Source organism: Synechocystis sp. CACIAM 05 (genome assembly GCF_010222815.1).
Classification (GTDB): domain Bacteria; phylum Cyanobacteriota; class Cyanobacteriia; order Cyanobacteriales; family Microcystaceae; genus Synechocystis.
This window is the reverse complement of record NZ_CP019225.1, coordinates 2,511,718-2,531,477: the sequence shown is the minus strand read 5'-3', so window position 1 is coordinate 2,531,477 and position 19,760 is coordinate 2,511,718. Positions and strand designations below refer to the sequence as shown.

Annotated in this window: 21 protein-coding genes; 12 read left to right on the top strand and 9 right to left on the bottom strand. The window is 48.1% G+C overall.

The window, feature by feature from the left end; translation table 11 throughout:
* Positions 1–72: 72 nt before the first annotated feature.
* Positions 73–1,551, bottom strand: a complete 1,479-nt coding sequence (locus BWK47_RS11950) for a WD40 repeat domain-containing protein (protein ID WP_237269628.1) — start codon at positions 1,549–1,551, stop codon at positions 73–75.
* Between the two features lie 337 nt (positions 1,552–1,888).
* Between BWK47_RS11950 and BWK47_RS11945 the strand changes: the two genes are divergently transcribed.
* Complete coding sequence (locus BWK47_RS11945) at positions 1,889–2,311, top strand: hypothetical protein (RefSeq protein ID WP_162328803.1); 423 nt, start codon at positions 1,889–1,891, stop codon at positions 2,309–2,311.
* 164 nt (positions 2,312–2,475) lie between these two features.
* On the opposite strand, the gene BWK47_RS11940 is transcribed toward BWK47_RS11945, so the two are convergent.
* Positions 2,476–2,799 carry a DUF3082 domain-containing protein gene (locus BWK47_RS11940; RefSeq protein WP_162328802.1) on the bottom strand — a complete coding sequence of 108 codons (324 nt, stop codon included), beginning with the start codon at positions 2,797–2,799 and terminating at the stop codon, positions 2,476–2,478.
* Between the two features lie 153 nt (positions 2,800–2,952).
* On the opposite strand from BWK47_RS11940, the gene glcD reads away from it, so the two are divergent.
* Positions 2,953–4,431 (top strand): glycolate oxidase subunit GlcD, encoded by a 1,479-nt coding sequence (glcD, locus tag BWK47_RS11935; RefSeq protein WP_162328801.1) that lies wholly within the window; start codon positions 2,953–2,955, stop codon positions 4,429–4,431.
* Positions 4,432–4,603: 172 nt separating this feature from the next.
* Complete coding sequence (locus BWK47_RS11930) at positions 4,604–4,897, top strand: PQ-loop repeat-containing protein (RefSeq protein ID WP_041425837.1); 294 nt, start codon at positions 4,604–4,606, stop codon at positions 4,895–4,897.
* 157 nt (positions 4,898–5,054) lie between these two features.
* On the opposite strand, the gene BWK47_RS11925 is transcribed toward BWK47_RS11930, so the two are convergent.
* The 6 genes from BWK47_RS11925 to efp form a co-directional block, all read right to left on the bottom strand.
* Positions 5,055–5,837, bottom strand: a complete 783-nt coding sequence (locus BWK47_RS11925) for a dual OB domain-containing protein (protein WP_162328800.1) — start codon at positions 5,835–5,837, stop codon at positions 5,055–5,057.
* Between the two features lie 28 nt (positions 5,838–5,865).
* Positions 5,866–6,318, bottom strand: a complete 453-nt coding sequence (locus tag BWK47_RS11920; protein ID WP_162328799.1) for a DUF488 domain-containing protein — start codon at positions 6,316–6,318, stop codon at positions 5,866–5,868.
* The gene (locus BWK47_RS11915; RefSeq protein ID WP_162328798.1) at positions 6,296–6,922 is read right to left on the bottom strand and encodes a DUF488 domain-containing protein; all 627 of its coding nucleotides are present in this window, start codon (positions 6,920–6,922) and stop codon (positions 6,296–6,298) included. The genes BWK47_RS11920 and BWK47_RS11915 overlap by 23 nt, the downstream gene beginning before the upstream one ends.
* Positions 6,923–6,967: 45 nt before the next feature.
* Positions 6,968–7,861 (bottom strand): BMC domain-containing protein, encoded by an 894-nt coding sequence (locus BWK47_RS11910; protein ID WP_010873479.1) that lies wholly within the window; start codon positions 7,859–7,861, stop codon positions 6,968–6,970.
* A gap of 238 nt (positions 7,862–8,099) precedes the next feature.
* Entirely contained in the window at positions 8,100–8,564 is a 465-nt protein-coding gene (gene accB, locus BWK47_RS11905) for an acetyl-CoA carboxylase biotin carboxyl carrier protein (protein WP_010873478.1), read from the bottom strand.
* Between the two features lie 107 nt (positions 8,565–8,671).
* On the bottom strand, positions 8,672–9,235 hold the full coding sequence (efp, locus tag BWK47_RS11900; RefSeq protein ID WP_010873477.1) for an elongation factor P: 564 nt from the start codon (positions 9,233–9,235) through the stop codon (positions 8,672–8,674).
* Between the two features lie 46 nt (positions 9,236–9,281).
* Here efp and BWK47_RS11895 point away from each other — a divergent pair, with 46 nt between their 5' ends.
* From BWK47_RS11895 to BWK47_RS11870, 6 genes are all read left to right on the top strand, one after another.
* On the top strand, positions 9,282–10,490 hold the full coding sequence (locus BWK47_RS11895) for a peptidylprolyl isomerase (protein WP_162328797.1): 1,209 nt from the start codon (positions 9,282–9,284) through the stop codon (positions 10,488–10,490).
* A gap of 103 nt (positions 10,491–10,593) precedes the next feature.
* The gene (gene menC, locus BWK47_RS11890; protein WP_162328796.1) at positions 10,594–11,556 is read left to right on the top strand and encodes an o-succinylbenzoate synthase; all 963 of its coding nucleotides are present in this window, start codon (positions 10,594–10,596) and stop codon (positions 11,554–11,556) included.
* A gap of 39 nt (positions 11,557–11,595) precedes the next feature.
* Complete coding sequence (locus BWK47_RS11885) at positions 11,596–12,096, top strand: acyl-CoA thioesterase (protein WP_010873474.1); 501 nt, start codon at positions 11,596–11,598, stop codon at positions 12,094–12,096.
* A gap of 145 nt (positions 12,097–12,241) precedes the next feature.
* On the top strand, positions 12,242–13,501 hold the full coding sequence (locus BWK47_RS11880; protein ID WP_162328795.1) for a DUF445 domain-containing protein: 1,260 nt from the start codon (positions 12,242–12,244) through the stop codon (positions 13,499–13,501).
* Positions 13,502–13,640: 139 nt separating this feature from the next.
* Positions 13,641–14,249 (top strand): DUF3038 domain-containing protein, encoded by a 609-nt coding sequence (locus tag BWK47_RS11875; protein ID WP_237269627.1) that lies wholly within the window; start codon positions 13,641–13,643, stop codon positions 14,247–14,249.
* A complete protein-coding gene (locus BWK47_RS11870) occupies positions 14,246–14,899 on the top strand; it encodes a DUF4335 domain-containing protein (protein ID WP_162328793.1) in 654 nt (217 codons plus the stop codon). The genes BWK47_RS11875 and BWK47_RS11870 overlap by 4 nt, the downstream gene beginning before the upstream one ends.
* A gap of 37 nt (positions 14,900–14,936) precedes the next feature.
* Here the strand turns inward: BWK47_RS11870 and BWK47_RS11865 are convergent, their stop codons facing one another.
* Positions 14,937–15,656, bottom strand: coding sequence for an SIMPL domain-containing protein (locus BWK47_RS11865; RefSeq protein WP_237269626.1), 720 nt, complete (start codon positions 15,654–15,656; stop codon positions 14,937–14,939).
* A gap of 243 nt (positions 15,657–15,899) precedes the next feature.
* Between BWK47_RS11865 and BWK47_RS11860 the strand changes: the two genes are divergently transcribed.
* From BWK47_RS11860 to groL, 3 genes are all read left to right on the top strand, one after another.
* Entirely contained in the window at positions 15,900–16,760 is an 861-nt protein-coding gene (locus BWK47_RS11860) for a pentapeptide repeat-containing protein (RefSeq protein WP_162328791.1), read from the top strand.
* A complete protein-coding gene (locus BWK47_RS11855) occupies positions 16,739–17,803 on the top strand; it encodes an ABC transporter ATP-binding protein (RefSeq protein ID WP_162328790.1) in 1,065 nt (354 codons plus the stop codon). The genes BWK47_RS11860 and BWK47_RS11855 overlap by 22 nt, the downstream gene beginning before the upstream one ends.
* Before the next feature lie 162 nt (positions 17,804–17,965).
* A complete protein-coding gene (gene groL, locus BWK47_RS11850; protein ID WP_162328789.1) occupies positions 17,966–19,615 on the top strand; it encodes a chaperonin GroEL in 1,650 nt (549 codons plus the stop codon).
* Positions 19,616–19,760 lie beyond the last annotated feature (145 nt).

Here is a 19,760-nt window from a genome sequence, read left to right as displayed (position 1 = left end):
GCCAAAGTGGCATTGAATTCGGCGCTATACTGTCTTTTCTTTTGGCTCATAAACTTTCCTCGGTTGCGGTTTTTAGTTTAGAGCTTTCTCCCTTGTCCGCTTTTTTGGGGCCACCTCAACCCGCCAGACCCGGATACCTTGTTGGGGAATATAAACCGCCAGAGTTGTACGGTCAGCGCTCAGAGCCGAGGGGCCAAGGGGAAATCGGAGATCACTCTTTGCCCTTTCCTCTGTTGGTTGTAAATCCAGCTTTTGCCGAGCCTCTCCCGTTTGTGGATCCCACACCTGGAAAGCACCATCGCTACCCACAAAAATTCCCTGTTCCGTCCAATACAAAACTTCAGCCCGGTTAGCCTTGGCAATGGTCTTGATTTGCCTTGGCGATCGCCAATCCCAAACGGAAAGGGGGGCACCTTGACCCAGAGCAACGGCCAATTGTTCTCCATCCGGGGAAAATGCCAGGGACAAAACCCCCGCTGGCTGGTTACTGGTTAGGGCTGTAACTTGTTTCTGGTTGCCCATATCCCAAATTTCAATGCGATCGCTATAAAGTCCGGGGGGAAAAGCCACTAAACGACCATCAGGACTAATTGCAATGGGCACACTGAATCGTTCCGTGGGGGCCAGATCGGCATTAATGGTTTGCAATAATTTCCCGGTGTTTAAATCCCAAACCTTGAGGTTATGGGGTTCTGGCTCATTGGCCCAGGCATCCACCGACGCCAACGTTACCAGCTTATTATCGGCGATCGGATAGGCTAATTCTCCTCCTTCTAAGCGCATTTGCACTGCACCGTTGGTTAAATTCCGCACCTGCACTTGCTGAACAGCCGCAGTGATTAACTGTTGGCCATCCCTGCTAAATTCTAGGGATGAAAGAATATCTTTTAGGGTTACCGAGCCATTGGGCTTGGTCTTAAAGGAATATAAAACTTTTTTGCGGGGCAAATCCCAAATTTCAACCTTGTCTTCCCCATATCGCACCGTTACCACCGCCAGTTGTTGACCGTTATCACTGAGGGCAAGGTCTTTAGGTCCACTTTCATAACCCTTCAGTTCAGCTACCACCGGAAAAGGATCATTCCCGGTCGGTTTTTCCATGACCAATGCCGGGGGAGCCAGGCCAACATAAAGAACAACAGCGGCAAAAAAGTAGGTTAGCAGTAAAACAATGCCAATTAACTTTTCTCGCTTAATTTGGGAAAACTGCTTAGTTCCCAGGGTTGCACCGATAATGGCTCCAGCAATGGAACCGAGGGGAGCTAAACACACAAACATCATCAAAAACCACAGGCCCGAATAGGGGCCACCAACCAGGGAAGCTGGATTGGCTTCGATTGGTAACATGCCGATGAGTACCATGCCAATGAAGGAGCCGAATATGGCCGGTTTGATTAACCATCCCCTGGGGTTGGGAGAATCTGATAAATCCGATAATTTTTTTCCCCGCCAAATTAGAGTAGCGATCCAGCCCACCACTGCCCCCACAACACTGGCAATTACAAAACTAACCAGGGTCATGCGTAAGAGTTTAGGTAAAACCAATGTCATAAATGTGTCTAGGTTCAGATAACTCATCGCTTTTATCCCAATAAGAAATGGCCGTGGCAAAAGACTAGGCTAACTTTGTCCATATCCTGATAAACTCAGCCATAAAAACAGATACAGTTCTCTGAGCTTGTCTAATTTTTCAACAATATGGTAGTGCCATTTATACACTCCCGTGCCTGCCAATGGCAATGGTAAAATGGTGAATTTAAATTAAGAAAATGATGATTTCTTTAGTTTTTGTTCAAATTAGATTAACAACCCAATATTTGTTATTGGGATATAAAGTTAACTCAGAATAATTATCTACTTACAATCACCCATTGGAGGTCGGATTTAAATGTCATCTTTTAATCAGATAACTGCCATTTTTAGTCGGAAAGTTCAGATTGGACAACTTACGGTACCAGTGGCGATAGTTTTCTATTTTTTAGTCTTTTCTGCCACTGTCTGCATTTTAAATTACAAGTATTTGCAAGAATATAATCGCTTGATGGAATATATTAAAAAATATCACCCGAACATTTATGAAGAAATACGTGAGAAACCAGACGTTGGCAATATGGCCTATTCAAAGGGATATAAACGCCTAAAACCATTGATAAAACTTTCCAACAGTATGGATTCATTCGATGATCCAAAATTAAACAAACTCGTATCTCAGTTTATCAAGTTCGACAGAACATTTATGATTTTTGTCTCAGTTTTAATAGCTATTACGATGGTCATTAGTTTAGGTATGGGTATCCTTTATTTGAATTAGGCTATCAATTGTTTAAAGTGGAGGAGATAACGAGGTAAATTAACTCCACAACTTTACAAATTGCACGGTTGACATACTCTCTATGGCTAGAGCTGGGGGCTTTTTAAGCACGCTCTTACGGTGACTTTTTGTTAAAGTTGATTGGAAAAACTAAACTCCCCCAGCTAACTTTCCCCATCATTACGGTCGGGTTGTTTTTGCAGAATTAACTGAACCATCAACAAAATTAAGCCGATCGCCACAAAGGCAAAAATAAAGGTGCCCATGGAAGCTAACCCCAGCACCAAAGTTCTCACCGCCGAAGCAATGCGCTGAACGATCGCCTTATCGGACAACACCGGTTTACTGGCAAAACTAACGGCGATCGCCGAAGTCAAAAGATATAAACCCCAAGCTAAGGTCGCGGAAATGCCGGAACCGACCAAACATCGTAGGGGCGTAGGGGGAATAGGTTCTTTTTTTTCTGGTTTGGGGGAATCTTCGCTCATATTTGGGAAAATTTGACGAGGGTTTGGGCTGAACAAATGGATAGCTGAAAATAATCGCAATTTCGTTAGCTAGTTTCCCTATTGTACTACTAGCGCCACTGTCCACCGCAAAATCCACTAGAATTTGGCATAGGTACTTTTCCCTTCCCCACCATGGCCATTTCCTCCCTCGTCAACGCCGTCACCGATATTATTGCCCAGCTCGAAAAAATTGTTGGTCAGGATGGGGTGATTAAACGCAAAGACGAGCTATTCACCTATGAATGTGATGGTTTAACTGGTTATCGACAACGGCCGGCCCTGGTGGTGTTGCCCCGCACAACGGAAGAGGTAGCTGCAATAGTCAAACTCTGTCACGATCGCCAAATTCCTTGGATTGCCAGGGGGGCTGGCACAGGGTTATCGGGGGGAGCCTTGCCGGGGGCCGATAGCTTATTAATTGTCACCACTCGCATGCGGCAAATTTTAGCAGTGGACTACGACAACCAGACCATTGTTGTCCAGCCAGGGGTAGTAAATAACTGGGTTACCCAAACTGTTAGTGGCGCTGGCTTTTACTATGCTCCTGATCCTTCCAGTCAGATTGTCTGCTCCATTGGCGGTAACATTGCCGAAAATTCCGGTGGAGTTCATTGTTTGAAATATGGCACCACCACCAACCATGTACTGGGCTTGAAACTGGTCATTCCCGACGGTTCCATTGTCGAAGTGGGGGGACAAATTGCAGAAATGCCAGGCTATGACCTAACGGGGCTATTTGTCGGCTCAGAAGGAACCCTAGGTATTGCCACAGAAATCACCCTAAAAATTCTCAAAACCCCAGAATCCATCTGTGTCGTATTGGCGGATTTTCTTTCCCTCGAAGCTACTGCCCAATCCGTGGCCGATATCATTGCGGCGGGCATCGTCCCAGCGGGCATGGAAATTATGGACAATTTCAGCATCAATGCAGTGGAAGACGTGGTGGCCACCAATTGTTACCCCAGGGATGCGGCGGCCATTTTGTTAGTGGAACTGGACGGTCTGCCCATCGAAGTGGAATTAAACCAAGCCAAAGTAGAAGAAATTTGCCGCCACAATGGAGCCCGTAACACGGCGATCGCCTACGACCAAGAAACCCGCCTAAAAATGTGGAAAGGAAGAAAAGCGGCCTTTGCGGCGGCGGGTAAACTAAGCCCCAGTTACTTTGTCCAAGATGGTGTGGTACCCCGGACTCAATTGGTACAGATTTTAAGCGACATTAATGATTTAAGTAAGAAATATGGCTTTGCCATTGCCAATGTTTTCCATGCCGGAGACGGTAATTTACATCCCCTAATTTTGTACGATCAAAAAGTACCAGGAGCCTGGGAAAAAGTGGAAGAATTGGGGGGAGAAATCCTTAAACGCTGTGTGGAATTGGGGGGAAGTTTATCCGGAGAACACGGGATTGGCATTGATAAAAATTGCTTTATGCCCAATATGTTCAACGAAGTAGATTTAGAAACAATGCAATGGGTCAGACAATGTTTTAATCCTGATAACTTAGCTAATCCTGGTAAGCTTTTTCCTACCCCCCGCAGTTGTGGAGAAGTGGCCAATGCCCAATGGCTTAACCTAGGCCAGGACAAGAAAATAGGGGAAATTTATTGACCCTAAAACAAAAAACTGACAATAATCTCCCATGGCTCCAAAAAGTCAGAGAAAGTCAACAAATGGTTAAAAATGGCTAAATGGGAAGGTTAATTAACTTTTAGAGCAAATAGGATTTGGATAAATTCAGATAATCGTTCCACATTGTTAAACCAGCGTTAAAAAAGCATCGATGCAACAAGAACCAGCAAATCAAAATCTCAGGGCCATAGGATGGATCGGCGCTTTCATGTTGGCAGTTTGTGGCATCCCCCAGGCCTACGAATGTTGGCTGAATGGCAATGCTAACGGTTTGTCTCCCTTGTTTTTAGGATCGTGGTTTATCGGGGAAGTCCTTACGCTGGTGTTTGTTCTTTATGAGCAGGCAAGAACTGATGCTAATATGTGGCCCCTTTTATTTAACTACGCCATTAATATCTTGACTATTTTTGTGATGATTTATTACAAAGTATTTCCTGTTATTTGAAATCAGAAAGTTTTTTGCTAACAAATTAACCTGTACCTTTGGCGATCGCCTAAGATCAAAAAACTGCAGTTGTAGAGATGTGACCAATGCCCAACGAAATGATTTTCTTAGTAAGCAAGCGATCATTCAGTAAAAATCAACTAGCAAGGTTAAATAGTTACAGTAAATTTTGTAGGTAAAATAAAAACCGTTGACATTCCTCAATTGTTAACTCATATCTAGAACGCTTGCCAAAATTTTCCTGCAAATAACTCCTCCCCCGTTCTTCCGTCCATCCCAAACGCCTCATTTCCATAAGGATCAATTCTAATTCTGGCCATAACTCAATCACACCAGCAATTAATCGGTAGCACTTCAGTTCTTTTTCTCCGTCTGGATGCCAAGGTTGACTAAAACTAAGGGTTAACAAGCAATGGGGACTAATACTCTGTTGTGATTCCAGCTTCTCAAGGGTTATGGGGTCGGTGATGCTTAACTTTGTCCCTTGAAGGCGGTAGTGAGAATCTTGGATAATCCCCCTCCATTTATGCTTATGGTCTCGTAAACATTGCAGATGCTTCACTTCAATAATTTGCAACGATTTTACCGGTGCCCTTTGTTCTAGGTAGTCGTAGGGAATAGATTTTTCAAACTGGGGGTAAAACACTTGTTTATCACAATATCTAATAATTTCTGCTACTGTGGAACGTCGGACAATTCTCCAAGGTTCTCTCCGGTAATAAAAATTTTCTTCCTCATGTCCCTCTGCTTGTTCCGATTCAAGAGGTAAATCAACCACATCGAGAATCTTAATATTTGTTACATCAATTAATTGATCTTCCGCGGGGATTGTTCCTCCCTGGCGGCAAATTGGTCTGATCCACCGTGGGTGCTGGGGAGCAATGCCAGCAAAGCAGCGCCCATGGTGCTTATAGGAATTTGCCAGACAAATTACTTCCATCACTGCCTACCATATTTAGGAAAGAAAGCTATAAATGCACTACTTCTATAGTACCGAAGTTGGATTTTAAATACTCCGCTAGTAAACGACGATGACAATGATGGGGTTTATCTTCGCTACATAACAAACAAGCTCCATCAATTTTTTCGGGATTGACTAAAGACTCCACTGCCCGTCGTCGGATCAGTTCTAGATACTTATTTTCATAATCTTGCCAATTTATTCGTTTCTTTTTATAGTCCTCCAAGATATCTCTAGTGGGGGCAAAACTAAGTTGATGTTCATAGCTAATGCCGCTGACTTTGCCGAGAAAATATTCTAAGTCCGGCTGTTTAGCAAAACCCGATAGCTGGGAAGTGTTATTTAACCTGGTGTCAATTACACGACGCACGCCGGATTTTTCTAAACGACCAAAGAAATTAGCCGCAGAAGTTTTGGTAAACCCAATGGTAAATAACTTAATCGCTGTCTTTTTCGACATAGGCAATGCGGTCCCCTTGTTGTTGATAAGCTTGGGCGAGCCTTTGGGAACGCTCCGGTAAAGGAGGGGTAGCTTCGGGAAAGAGAGAGAGTTGTTGGACTGGTTCTGGGTCTTGCAGGCCATGGAGTTTGAGCATTCTCTCCTCCAACTCTTCGTGATATTCTAACTCACCGTTACTATGAATATGGCCAATCTCTAGGTTAAAAGGCAGGAGATGTTGACAAATTAGGATAGCTCGATGGCAGGTCAAAGGATCTTTTTCCGCACACATGAGGGCAATACGATGCTCCTCCGACCCCTTGAGCAATCTTTGTAAGCCCCGTTGAAAGGCATCTGTGGCCGCAATTCTGTCGTAGAGAGCTTTGCCATCAACGTAACAATCATGATTGTCGGGACGGGCACCCAATTCTGCTCCTAGGAAAACATAGCGAATTTCTGCGTTCGGCAAATAAGCCTGTAATGCTTGCTTATTGAAATGGGGCAGATAGCGACTATAGGGGGCTGACCGTACATCCGCTAGAGCCGTAATGCCATGATGTCCCAAAAGTTCAATGAATTTTTCCTGGCTATGGTTAGAATGACCGATGGTAAATAGGGGTTGCATAGCTCTATTTTTAATTTCGCTTGGGAGACTTGGGAGAACAATTAACTAATCAATTTCTGGGCCTAGTACTTCCACTATGGGCTTTTCCGCCTCTTTTTCTAGAACTAAGGGAGCTTCTGTTTTCTCTTGCAAAGGCAACGGTTTTGCCTGACGTTGGGGTACTACAGCCTTTTCTAATTCCGGTAAGGCCACCAATTGCCGTTGTTTTTCCCGGACTTGATTGGGCAGTAACATCGGTAGAGGTTCATTTTCGTCCAACCAATAGGTGGCTACTGGCAGGGTATGTTCCAAATCCTCTAACAATCGGGGAATGATCATTACTGCGTGGAGTTCCCCAATGCGTTCTGCTTCCTGCATACCCACCTCGATCGCCATGGCCACATTGGCCACCGTTCCCCGGACAATGGCGGTGCAAAGGCCATCTCCAATGATTTCGTAGGAAGCTAGCTGCACATCGGCAGATTTGAGCATGGCATCGGCAGCTCCAACCATGGCCGGAAAACCTCTGGTTTCCAATAGGCCAATGGATCGATTGCTCAAACGACTGTAACCCCGTTGCTGTTGGGCAAGTTCCACCAGATGACTACCAATGGGAAACACCGCCTGGAGGTTGGGCATGGGCCGGGGAATAACCAATTTCGATACTAACTGGCCAAATTGTTCTGCTGTTCTGGCCCCCTCTTCCACCGCTAGGCGCACATCGGCCACCTTGCCCCGTACCACTGCGGTACAGTAGCCACTGCCAATTTTTTCGTAGCCCACCAGGGTCACTTGGGAAGATTTCAGCATCATGTCCGCTGTCCCCACGATCGCCGGAAAGCTTCTGGTGGAGACTAACCCCAGGGCACTATCACTGGGTTGGTGTTGATTTATTTGCTGATAACTGGGGCGGGGGGAACGGGCAATGGGGACACTAGTCATTGTTGGGGAAGTCGGCACAACTGGAAAAGATCAGGGCCGCTGTGGCGATCGCCTTCTATGATAACCCACCGAGTTGGAAGCACCCAAACGGTATCTCGAACCAGGGTCAAGCAGAATGGAGTTTAGATCCTGTGCCGCCGAATTTGGGTTTCCATTCTAAATGGCTCCACCAAAACTCAGAATAATAGGGGGAGATTTTTAGCGAATTTCCCTGCAAACTTCAGGGCAAAGGACGTTTTAAACAGACCTCAGATCTCTAGGGTTTAATCCACATCAGGGTTTGACCGTATTCCACCGGCTCCCCATTTTCCACCACAATCTCCATCACTTGCCCCGCCACTTCCGCTTCAATTTCATTCATCAACTTCATTGCTTCAATGATGCACACTCCCTGGCCTTTGCTAACTGCATCTCCCACTTCCACAAAGGGAGGCTCATCCGGAGCTGGAGCTCGGTAAAAAGTACCCACCATGGGGGAAACGATCGCCGTCCACTTTTGATCCGCTGGGGATGGGGCCGCAACTTCGGGGGAGGGAACTGAGGCAGAAACCACCGGGGCAGGCTGGGGGGCGATCGCCTGAGGGACAACGGAGATGCCGCCGGCCATACCATCCTTACGGACTGACACCTCAAAATCGCCGCTTTTTAGACTGAACTCCGTGATATTACTTTGGGAAATTACCCCCAACAATTCCCGCAGTTCCGTAAAGTTAATAGCCACGAATTACCCACCCCCCAATACAACAAAATACGATTAGTAAAGCTTGAGCTGACCAATGGGCCTACGGGTTAAAATCCATCTACCCAATTGATCAAGTTAAGCACAGCTTAGGCATTGTCCCGTCCTAGGTAGGAACCATCCCTGGTATCAACTTTAATCCTTTCTCCCTGGGCAATGAATAGGGGCACCATTACCTGGGCTCCGGTTTCCAAAATGGCTGGCTTGGTACCGCCAGTGGCCGTATCTCCCTTCACACCGGGGTCAGTTTCAACAATTTCCAGCACAACGCTAGTGGGCAATTCCACATCCAGAATGGTGCCATCCCAGGTGACAACGCTGACTTCCATCTCTTCTTTGATGAATTTGGCCTTATCTCCCAGGGTATCGGGGGCAATGCTCACCTCTTCAAAGGTTTCCATATCCATAAAGACATATTGGTCCCCATCTTTATAGGTATGTTGCATCACTGATTTTTCGATGTTGGCCTGGGGCACCGTTTCCCCCGCCCGGAAAGTTTTTTCCACCACGTTTCCGGTTTGAACACTTTTGAGCTTGGTCCGCACAAAGGCGGAACCCTTGCCTGGTTTAACGTGGAGGAATTCCACCACCTTCCAGACTGCGCCGTCCATCACAATACTGGTACCTGTGCGAAAATCGTTACTGGATATCATGGAAGCCAAGGAAGACTCAAAAGTTCACCCAACATTCTACTAGGGGATGGGGGCGTTGAAGTGGGAAAATTTTGCTGTTGCCCCCTATGCTGGAGAACAAACCACAATCATGATGATGCAAATTATTAAAACTTCCCTGGGGATAATTCCCCGACGGGGCCTGCAATTGAGCTTGTTGTCCTTGTTGCTAACCATGGTATCTCTAACATGGGCTATGCCGGGATGGAGCTTACCTTTGAATCAGCCGATGCTGTTGGGTGCTTTGGCCCAGGGCAATGCCATTACGGATCCCAATGCCATTTTGCGCTACGCTCTGCCCATCGATAATCCAGAGGTGCGGCGCTTGCAGGATAGCTTGGAAGATATTTCTAACCACATCAGAGCCAAGCGTTGGCCAGCGATTAAAAAAGATGTGCGGGCCGCTAATCTGACCATCACCTTGAAGGAGGATAAGATTCTTGCTGGGGTACCGGCCGATCGCCAACCGGAGGCAGAAACTTTGGTAAACACCATCAAAACCGATTTAACTGCCCTAACCGAAGCGGTGGAGGCCAAGGATAAAGAACAGGTGATTAGCTTCCGTAAATCAGCCCTGATGGCGATCGGGGATTTGGAAGCCCTGATGGTGACGGATTTTCCCTTTGCCATTCCTGAAGAATTTGCTAATCTTCCTCAACTCAAGGGCCGGGCCACGGTGGAAATGACCACCAATAAGGGTCCCCTGACCATTGTGGTGGATGGCTACAGCGCCCCCATTAACGCCGGTAACTTTGTGGATTTGGTGCAACGCAAATTCTATGACGGTTTACCTTTTATCCGTTCCGAAGATTTCTTTGTGACCCAAGCGGGGGATCCCCCAGGGCCAGAAGCGGGCTTTATTGACCCCCAAACCAAAGAATACCGAGCTATTCCCCTGGAAATTTTAGTTAAGGGAGAAGAGGGTCCTATCTATGGCATGACCTTGGAGGATGCCGGCATGTATTTACCGGAATTGGCCTTACCTTTCAATGCCTACGGGGCGATCGCCTTGGCTCGGCCGGAAACAGAACCCAATGGTGGTTCTTCCCAATTTTTCTTCTTTAAGTTTGATACCGAGCTAACTCCACCGGGGTTTAATTTGATGGATGGCCGTTATTCGGTCTTCGGTTATGTGGTGGACGGGAAAGAAACGTTGGAACAGTTGAGTGAAGGGGACAAAATTGTTTCCGCCAAAGTAATTAACGGTGCAGACAATTTAGTTAACGGCAATAGTTGATAAATCAGTGAACCATTGTCAGAAACTTTATTAAGGGAGGTAAAAATACCTCTCTTTTCTTTATTTTTTGAGATTAATGTAGCCGTTAATCCCAGCCTGGGCCATGGATAAACCCTATCACGTTAAATTTTATTCCTACAATTTCCCCCTGCCTAACCCAGTGGTAACAGCCCATGGCCATTGGCAACGGCGACGGGGCTTGATTGTGGAGTTAACCGACCAAAGGGGTAACAGGGGCCGAGGAGAAATTGCTCCCCTACCCTGGTTTGGCACGGAAGATTTAGCCAGCGCCACGGATTTTTGCCGCAGTTTAAAAGGTCGGATTACCCCCGCGCAAATTGAGAAAATTGGCGATCGCCTGCCCTGTTGCCAGTTTGCCTTTGGCTCAGCGGAGTGGGAGTTAGAGAGCGGCAGTGTGATTGAAAATTCCCCCAACTCTCTCAGTTACTGTCAACTTTTGCCTACAGGGGAGGCCGCCCTGGATTATCTCGCCTCCAATCCCCAGTTGGGAGCTAGCACGTTGAAATGGAAAATTGGCGTCCGGGATTTTGCTGTAGAAAGGGATTTGTATGGGCAGTTATGGCGACGGTTACCGGAAGGCTGTCAAATTCGCCTCGATGCCAACGGCGGTTTGAGTGTGGACATCGCCCAACAATGGTTAACTCTCCTCGATCGCCAAAGGGGAAATTTTGGGCCCAAAGTGCAATACCTGGAACAACCCTTACCCCCTGGGCAAATTGACGAAATGTTTCGACTGCAACAGGATTTTGCTACCCCCATCGCCCTAGACGAAGCGGTGTGCAGCTTATCTCAACTCGCCCAACTCTACGATAAAGGTTGGTCCGGGCTTTACATCCTCAAAGCCGCCATCATGGGGAATCCTAGGGTACTGAACCATTGGTTAAAAACCCATCCCATCCCCGCCATTTTTTCCTCCGTGTTTGAAACGGCGATCGCCAGGGGTCAAGTGTTGGCCCTGGCCCAAAAGTGGAACTTACCAGACCATGCCGTTGGCTTTGCTCCCCTAAGAGAACCCATAACAGAGGCCACCCCGGACTCGGTATGATGGGGATCAGCGTTGTTTAATGCCCCCTTTAGATTGACTGTGAGTGATTCCCCCAAGCCCCAATTACCCCCAAGCCCCCAGGGAGACCATTGTCTAGTTCACCAACAGGAACTGGAAGCTGTGACCGAAAAGTGGTTTGAGATTATGGTCCGGGTACAACCCCACCACACTGATTACGGCGGCGTTGTTTGGCATGGCACCTACCTAACCTGGCTGGAAACCGCCCGAGTGGAATGTTTGCGGTCCATTGGAGTGGATTTTGCCGACTTGGTCAAGCTGGGTTGTGATTTACCTGTGGTGAGCCTGGCCCTACGGTACCACCGAGCCATCCGCTTGGGGCAAACAGCAGTGATTAAAGTGCAAATGCAAGAAATTCAAAAAGTGCGGCTGGAATGGCAAAATCAAATTGTTTGTCTGGAAACCGGGGAACCCTGTGTAACTGGCAAAATTACCCTAGTGGCGATCGACCCTGCCAAGGGCAAAATTATGCGCCGTTTACCGCCGGTGGTACAGGAACATTTACTAAAGCTGAGACAGTGATCTTTGATCCGCCATTGCAGTATTTACTACCTTGGGAAAGAGGGGAAATTTGTTTGTTGGCACTGACGAGAACTTTTAACTTTCCCTTTTCGCAACCATTACTTAAACAAAACTTCCATACCGTTCAGTTTGGGTCGGGGACTCCATGCCCTTGCCTTTGATGATGATTAATTACTCCCTACTCCTCTCCCTAGCTTTACCACCCATTGCGGGGGGAATTATCGGCTATTTCACCAACGATTTAGCCATCAAAATGCTATTTCGTCCCTACAAACCTCTCTTTCTGGGGCCCTATCAACTCCCCTTTACTCCTGGATTAATTCCCCGCAACCAGGAACGACTGGCCAAGAGAGTTTCCGACACCATTATGGGTTCTTTACTGACCCCGGAGGAGCTACAACGGCTGGCCCGTAAACTACTGCAACGGGAGAGGGTAGAGGGAGCTTTAGGATGGCTATTGCAATTGGCCCTAAAGCAAATTCGGGAAGATAAGCAACAAAAAACCGCCCAAATTCTCGCCAATATTTTGCGAGATTTATTTAGTGAATCTTTGCCCCGCCTATTAAAAGCCCTGGCTCGGCAGGATAATTTTCTCTCGGATCAGATTAACCGTATTTTTGACCAAATTTTGCTGGAATTTCGGCTGTCGGAATTACAATCCCGTCAGTTTGCTGATTGGTTACTGGGCACAGTGTTGCCACCGGATACGATTCGTTTGGCGTTGGTGGATTTTTTGAGCGATCGCAATATTCAAGTAATTGATGAGGGTTTTCGAGAAAAAACCAGTGGCACATATTGGGTGGTAGCCAATTTATTTGGGGTGCGTAATTCCCTCACCCGTTTGCGGGCTTTTTGTCTGGAGGAAAAGGAAACAGCCAATTTACGCTTGAAGGAATTGTTGCTTTCCCTAGAAATTCGGAATCGCCTCAAGGATTGGCTACAGCAATTGTCCTTGGAAAATTTACCGGTTTCGACGGTGCGACAACTGAGGCGGACCACAGGGGAAGTGGTGCGGACCTATATTCGGGAGCGGGGGGAACCATTGCTGAAGGATTTTGGTAGCTCGGTGGATTGGGATAATGTGGCGGTGCTCATTGTCAATCGGCTCCAGTCTTCCACGGCGGTCACCGGCTCCCTCGGCTTGGTAAGTGAGGAATTGGCCTCAATTTTGGAACGGTATTTGGAGGATGACCTGGAAAAAATTGTTAAGCAAATTATCCCCATCCTGGCCATTGACCAGGTGATTATCAATCGTATTAATGAAACCCCCGCCGCCGAGCTGGAAACCGCTGTCCAGGCCATTGTGCGCAGTGAACTCCAGGCCATTGTTAATCTGGGGGGAGTGCTAGGGTTGATTATTGGTGGTATGCAGACTGGCTTTTTCCTCGTCAGCCGTGGTTTTTGATGGGAGTCTGACTTGATGCGATACCATGGTTTGCAGTGTCAGAGTTTAGATCGTTGTTTAGGTCATTCCCTCCGATCCTTTGGTCGCCCTTTTTACTGCTATTTTCCTTTGCCCAACTCAGCCTGTGTTAACTTCGCCCATGTCTGATGCCGCTGTTGTTGTTGAAGAACAGGCCGCTGTGCTAAAAACTTTGCCGGATTTTCCCCTGTCTAATCAGCGGTGTGCCAGTCAGTTACAGCAACGCCTTGATTTGCTATTACTGGCGATCGAAGCTTTGGATGTGGGTTCGGCGTCGAAAATGTTAGCCAGTGCGGAAAGTTTAGGTTTGCAATCCATCATTCCCCATGCCCTAGCCCTGTGGCGGTTACGCTGTACTAACCCCTGGAGACGTTCCTACAATCGCACCCTACTTACCCTAGACCAAGCTAAGTCCCTGACGGCGATCGCCCATTACCAGGCCAAGCCGTTGAATGTGACCATGCGGCAATTGCTGATTGCGGAACGACAAATGCGAGCCAAACAATTACCGGTGGGCACCAATTTTTTACTGTCGGATTACCTAGACCAATTCCGTTCCCACTTTAGTAGCAGGATGAATCCCCGTCGGGCTAAAGTATCGGTGTTGTTGGCTTCGGAACCGGCCATGGACGATTTTGCCCTGGGTTTACTTAACCAATTGATGTTTTGTACCGGCACCATTGGAATGGAACGTTTATGGATCAGCTTGTTTGACGGAGAAGTAGCTTGAACATTCAACGACCCTATCGCTTACCCAACTGTACCCTCACCCTGGAGGGCATGACCAGCGGTACTGATCCCAGTTCTAGCAATGGGGATTTGCAAATCATTCTCAATGCCCGTTGTCAGTTTCTCAGTACCAACCAAAGTTTGGAGGGGGGCCGGGCTTTTTTGGAAGCCTTAGCTAAGGCGGTCAACAGTTACGCCCAGGGTTGCCTGAGTGGTATCCCCCATCCCACGGAAACTAAGGGGGAAAATGGGGAATGGGCTGAGTTAACCCTCCTGCCGGATCAGGCCCTGCACCGTTTGGTATGGCATCCGCCGGCCGATGAATCTTCCGAGGCGATCGCCGTTGACTTAAGCACTGTGGAACTCTTTGACCTAGTGGAAGCGGTGGATCAATTTATTGGCGATCGGCATACTTTACCGGATTTTTCCCTTACCCTGGAGCCCCTGTCCCGCCGCCACCGACAACCGGATGAACCCTTTGTGCAACGGGCCATTCCTGCCAGCTTGGGAGCTTTGGGCTTAGCGGTTTTTGCCCTGGTGCTCTACTGGCTGCCCATCCCCGAAATTCGGGAGCCGGAAGTGAACCCCGGCAACCCCCCTAATTTGGTCCAGCCGGGTAATGGCAATCCCCCCAATGGCCCCACTCCTTAACAGATCTAGGAAAATAAGGCTTATCATTTGACATTAGTTAATAGGCAATTTCTAAAGTTACTGTGGCCTGCACTGTTTGGTCACCGCTAATAATGGGGGTGGGAGCAGACTCTGTCATGGGAGAGGCGGCCAGGGCGCCCCGAAAAAGGGGCATGGGTTGGTCCGGGCTAGGGTTAATGACAATACGGACAATGTTTTGAGGCGTTAAGTTCAGACTTGACAACACCACCCGAGCTTGGGCTTGGGCATCGGCGGTGGCGGCTACTAGGGCCTTTTGCTCAGCCGCTTTGAGGGTTTCAGGGGTGGCAATAAAGCGGATACCATCGATGCGACTGGCCCCGGCCCGCACAGCTTCATCAAGGATTTTTCCCACTTGGTCGCTTGGGTACTGAAAACTGACGGTGTTACTGCCGACGTAACCTTCCAATCTTCTTTCGTTATTGCTGTAAACATAATTGGGTTGGAGTTGGAGTCCTTGGGTTTGTAATTTATCCACCCTTTGACTGCGTAGATAGGCCACCAGACGGTTACTCCGTTCGGCGATCGCCGTTTGCACCTGGTCAGCGGTATCGGCTTGGACTTCCACTGTTAGCTGAGCCTCCGTTAGGGTGGTGGGGACAGACTCCGAAGCTTGGCCGGTGACGGTGAGCAATTGTTGCATTTCGTTAGCCCAGAGGGGAGAGGGGGGCAAGGTGGTGAGTATCGCACCGGACAAGAGCACGGATGCAGAAAATTTAGAAAGTTTTGATATGCCCATAGTTGGCCTCCTAGAAAAAAATTTTGGTCGCACCCTTCTTTTTGATGCTCAAAGGGAAAGTTCCAAATCCTCCAAATACCAATACTTTGGAGGGACTTAGCTGGAGTATGGAAGCTAACCCCTGCTCCATATTTGCAAGGTACAATGAAGGGTTGACAACAAGTTACCCACTCAATGCTATGGTTTGCACTAGATAGGGTTAATCTTAATTGACCGGCAGTCTCGGCAGCGGAAAAATTTTCGATGGTAGACAATAATCAAGCCCAGGCAATTCTTCGTCAGTACCAGGTAGGGGAACGCAATTTTCCCAACTTAGCCCTACGGCACATTGACCTCCATGGCTTCACCCTAGCAGGGGCGGATTTTAGCGGATCGGACTTCAGTGAAGCTAACCTGCGAGGAACGGATTTGCAAGGCTGTAAATTACAGGGATGCTATTTTAACAATGCAGATCTCTCGGGGGCAAATTTAGCTAAGGCGGACCTAAGGCAAGCATCTCTGTTAAAAACTTTTTTGCTTAAAGTCAACCTCCAGGGAGCTCATTTAAACAATGCCCTTTGTGCCGGAGCTTTGTTAACCAGGGCTAACCTTGAAGATGCCTGTTTGCACGGAGCCTTGCTGACGGGGGCAGACTTAACCGGAGCAAAGTTAAGCAAGGCAAAATACAATCAACAAACCCAGTTTGACGCTGGTTTTAGACCGGAAAACTTTGGTCTGATTAAAGAAACCGGGAGCGCTACTCCCCGTCCTCAAACTGAAGCTCAGACTCAATCCGCAGCGCCCCTACCCACTAGCTTGACGGTGGAAGACCTGTTGTTGACTTTTGAATATTTGGGTAATTTGGGTAATCATTATTTGGGCAGTACCATGGCTAGCCGTTATCTACAATCGGCCCGGCCCAAACAAGAATGGTTTGCCCAGTTTGAGGTGGATAAAAAGATCGTTAAACTTAACTATCAAGGGGCCAAGCAGGAACAGTTGACCCCAAAGCAAATTGAGTTGGCTCAACAATGGGCTCAGCAGTATGTCAAATCCTGCACAGTCATTTTTAAGACTTTTCCCACCATGATCGAAACCGATCAATGCGTTTTCGATGTTACTTAATATTTAGTATATTTAGTGACTCGCTCTTGGGAGCAGGATTTTTTCAGGGAGGAAAAAGAGCAATGGTTGTGTCAACTCCGATCGCCGCTGAGGAAAAGCCACCGATTCAGGCCAATGTGGTGGAAACCTGGGGAATTAGCAAAATCTACCGCACCGGCTTTTGGATGAATCAGAAGGTGGAGTCCCTTAAACCTTTGTCCATTGCCGTACAGCAAGGGGAAACCTTTGGTTTACTGGGTCCTAATGGGGCAGGTAAAACTACCCTGTTAAAAATTCTTTTGGGGGTAATTCGTGCCAGCGGTGGCCGGGGTACTCTACTAGGCAAACCCATCGGCGATCGCCAGACTAAACAACGGGTGGGCTACCTACCGGAAAATGCCTACTTTTATGACTTTTTAACCGCTTGGGAATTTTTGGATTACATCGGCAGTCTGTTTCAAATTGGGAAACAGGAACGACAACGGCGCATTCTGGCCATGTGTGACCTGGTGGGGTTAGCCCAAAAAACCGCCAAAAAGAAGCAATTGCGACAATATTCCAAAGGTATGTTGCAACGGGTGGGCATGGCCCAGGCATTGATTAACGATCCTGAAGTCGTTTTCCTCGATGAACCCATGTCCGGTTTGGACCCCCTGGGGCGCTACCAAGTGCGGGAAATTATTCTCTCCCTCAAGGAACAGGGCAAAACCATCTTTTTCAACTCCCACATTTTGGCGGACGTGGAACAAATTTGTGACCGCATTGCCATTTTGGCGCGGGGGGAATTGCTGTGCAGTGGTTCTTTGGCGGAAGTGTTAGGTAATGACGAAGGCTATGAAGTGGTGCTCAAGGGAGGAGAAGAAGAGGCGTTGGGTAAATATCTAGCCAATTTAAGCCGGGAACAGGATGTTTGGCACGGCCATTACCAAGGGGATGTCCAAGCCCTAGTGGATGCGTTACCCAGTCTTAATGCCCGTTTGATCAGCATGAACCTGGCCCGCCCTTCCCTGGAAGATTATTTCATTCGCCAACTGCGGGAACGGGGTATCACCACCAGCCAGTGAGCATTGAACGTCCGTTACTCCCCCATTTAAATCCAGGGCGATCGCCAAGCTCTAAGACCGGGAAACCGAACCTTACCTGACTTAGCACTCCACTGCCAAGAGTGCTAAAGTGCTTTATGGACTTGTCTGCCACCTTTGACGTTATTTGTAACTTTTTAGTCTATGTCTAAACTTATTTCCTTTAAGGATGAATCCAGACGCTCCCTGGAAGCGGGGATTAATGCCCTGGCTGATGCGGTGCGGATTACCCTCGGCCCCAAAGGTCGCAATGTTTTATTAGAAAAGCAGTACGGTGCTCCCCAGATTGTCAACGATGGCATCACCGTAGCCAAAGAAATTGAACTGTCCAACCCGGAAGAAAATGCTGGAGCTAAGCTAATCCAGGAAGTTGCTTCCAAAACCAAGGAAATTGCTGGGGATGGCACCACCACCGCCACTATTATTGCTCAAGCTTTAGTGCGGGAAGGTCTGCGCAACGTCGCCGCCGGTGCTAATCCCGTGGCTCTCCGTCGGGGCATCGAAAAAGTTACCACTTTCCTCGTTCAAGAAATTGAGGCTGTGGCTAAACCCGTGGAAGGTTCGGCGATCGCCCAGGTGGCCACCGTATCCGCCGGTAACGATCCCGAAGTCGGGGCCATGATTGCCGATGCCATGGACAAAGTCACCAAAGACGGCGTCATCACCGTGGAAGAGTCCAAATCCCTCAACACCGAATTGGAAGTGGTGGAAGGGATGCAGATCGATCGGGGCTATATTTCCCCCTACTTCATCACCGATAGCGATCGCCAATTGGTGGAATTTGATAATCCTTTAATTCTGATCACCGATAAAAAAATCAGTGCCATTGCCGAATTGGTTCCCGTACTGGAAGCCGTGGCCCGGGCCGGTCGTCCCCTGTTAATCATTGCGGAAGACATTGAAGGGGAAGCCCTTGCTACCCTGGTGGTCAACAAAGCCCGGGGTGTACTAAACGTGGCCGCCATTAAAGCCCCCGCCTTTGGCGATCGGCGTAAAGCTGTGTTGCAAGATATCGCTATCCTCACCGGTGGTAGCGTCATTTCCGAAGACATTGGCCTGAGCCTCGACACCGTCAGCTTGGATCAATTGGGCCAAGCCGTTAAAGCCACTTTGGAAAAAGACAACACCATCCTCGTCGCTGGGGCCGACAAACGGGCTTCTGCTGGAGTCAAAGAGCGGATTGAGCAGTTGCGGAAAGAATATGCTGCTTCTGATTCCGATTACGACAAAGAAAAAATCCAAGAGCGCATTGCCAAACTAGCCGGTGGTGTAGCTGTGATTAAAGTCGGGGCCGCAACGGAAACCGAACTCAAAGACCGCAAACTCCGCATTGAAGATGCCCTCAATGCCACCAAGGCCGCAGTGGAAGAAGGTATTGTTCCCGGTGGTGGCACAACCCTAATCCGTTTAGCTGGCAAAATTGAAGGCTTTAAAGCCCAACTCAGCAACGATGAAGAACGGGTTGCCGCCGACATCATCGCCAAAGCCCTGGAAGCTCCCCTGCACCAGTTGGCCAGCAATGCTGGGGTAGAGGGTTCCGTCATTGTGGAAAAAGTTAAAGAAGCTACTGGCAATCAAGGTTACAACGTCATCACTGGCAAAATTGAAGACCTGATAGCCGCTGGCATCATCGACCCCGCTAAAGTGGTACGTTCTGCTCTGCAAAATGCCGCTTCCATTGCTGGGATGGTGTTGACCACTGAAGCTTTAGTAGTGGAAAAACCTGAACCTGCAGCTCCCGCTATGCCCGATATGGGTGGTATGGGCGGCATGGGTGGCATGGGCATGATGTAATCGTTCCATCCTTGCCATGATTGACTCATCAATCCATTGTTAATAATCTGAAGGCTTTGTCGCCTTTTGTCCCCTTTCCTTTACTAACTAGGAGGGGGATTTTTGTTGGCTTCAAAACAGTTAGAATTGTTCCAACCATCAATTT

Excerpts from the sequence above, each read along its gene's own strand:
- BWK47_RS11920 (WP_162328799.1), bottom strand. The coding sequence starts at position 6,318 with ATGTCGAAAAAGACAGCGATTAAGTTATTTACCATTGGGTTTACCAAA.
- groL (WP_162328789.1), top strand. The coding sequence starts at position 17,966 with ATGTCTAAACTTATTTCCTTTAAGGATGAATCCAGACGCTCCCTGGAA.
- BWK47_RS11860 (WP_162328791.1), top strand. The coding sequence starts at position 15,900 with ATGGTAGACAATAATCAAGCCCAGGCAATTCTTCGTCAGTACCAGGTA.
- BWK47_RS11895 (WP_162328797.1), top strand. The coding sequence starts at position 9,282 with ATGGGGGCGTTGAAGTGGGAAAATTTTGCTGTTGCCCCCTATGCTGGA.
- efp (WP_010873477.1), bottom strand. The coding sequence starts at position 9,235 with ATGATATCCAGTAACGATTTTCGCACAGGTACCAGTATTGTGATGGAC.
- BWK47_RS11915 (WP_162328798.1), bottom strand. The coding sequence starts at position 6,922 with ATGCAACCCCTATTTACCATCGGTCATTCTAACCATAGCCAGGAAAAA.
- BWK47_RS11875 (WP_237269627.1), top strand. The coding sequence starts at position 13,641 with ATGTCTGATGCCGCTGTTGTTGTTGAAGAACAGGCCGCTGTGCTAAAA.
- BWK47_RS11855 (WP_162328790.1), top strand. The coding sequence starts at position 16,739 with ATGCGTTTTCGATGTTACTTAATATTTAGTATATTTAGTGACTCGCTC.
- BWK47_RS11880 (WP_162328795.1), top strand. The coding sequence starts at position 12,242 with ATGCCCTTGCCTTTGATGATGATTAATTACTCCCTACTCCTCTCCCTA.
- BWK47_RS11950 (WP_237269628.1), bottom strand. The coding sequence starts at position 1,551 with ATGACATTGGTTTTACCTAAACTCTTACGCATGACCCTGGTTAGTTTT.
- BWK47_RS11930 (WP_041425837.1), top strand. The coding sequence starts at position 4,604 with ATGCAACAAGAACCAGCAAATCAAAATCTCAGGGCCATAGGATGGATC.
- BWK47_RS11865 (WP_237269626.1), bottom strand. The coding sequence starts at position 15,656 with ATGGGCATATCAAAACTTTCTAAATTTTCTGCATCCGTGCTCTTGTCC.
- BWK47_RS11945 (WP_162328803.1), top strand. The coding sequence starts at position 1,889 with ATGTCATCTTTTAATCAGATAACTGCCATTTTTAGTCGGAAAGTTCAG.
- BWK47_RS11940 (WP_162328802.1), bottom strand. The coding sequence starts at position 2,799 with ATGAGCGAAGATTCCCCCAAACCAGAAAAAAAAGAACCTATTCCCCCT.
- glcD (WP_162328801.1), top strand. The coding sequence starts at position 2,953 with ATGGCCATTTCCTCCCTCGTCAACGCCGTCACCGATATTATTGCCCAG.
- BWK47_RS11925 (WP_162328800.1), bottom strand. The coding sequence starts at position 5,837 with ATGGAAGTAATTTGTCTGGCAAATTCCTATAAGCACCATGGGCGCTGC.
- menC (WP_162328796.1), top strand. The coding sequence starts at position 10,594 with ATGGATAAACCCTATCACGTTAAATTTTATTCCTACAATTTCCCCCTG.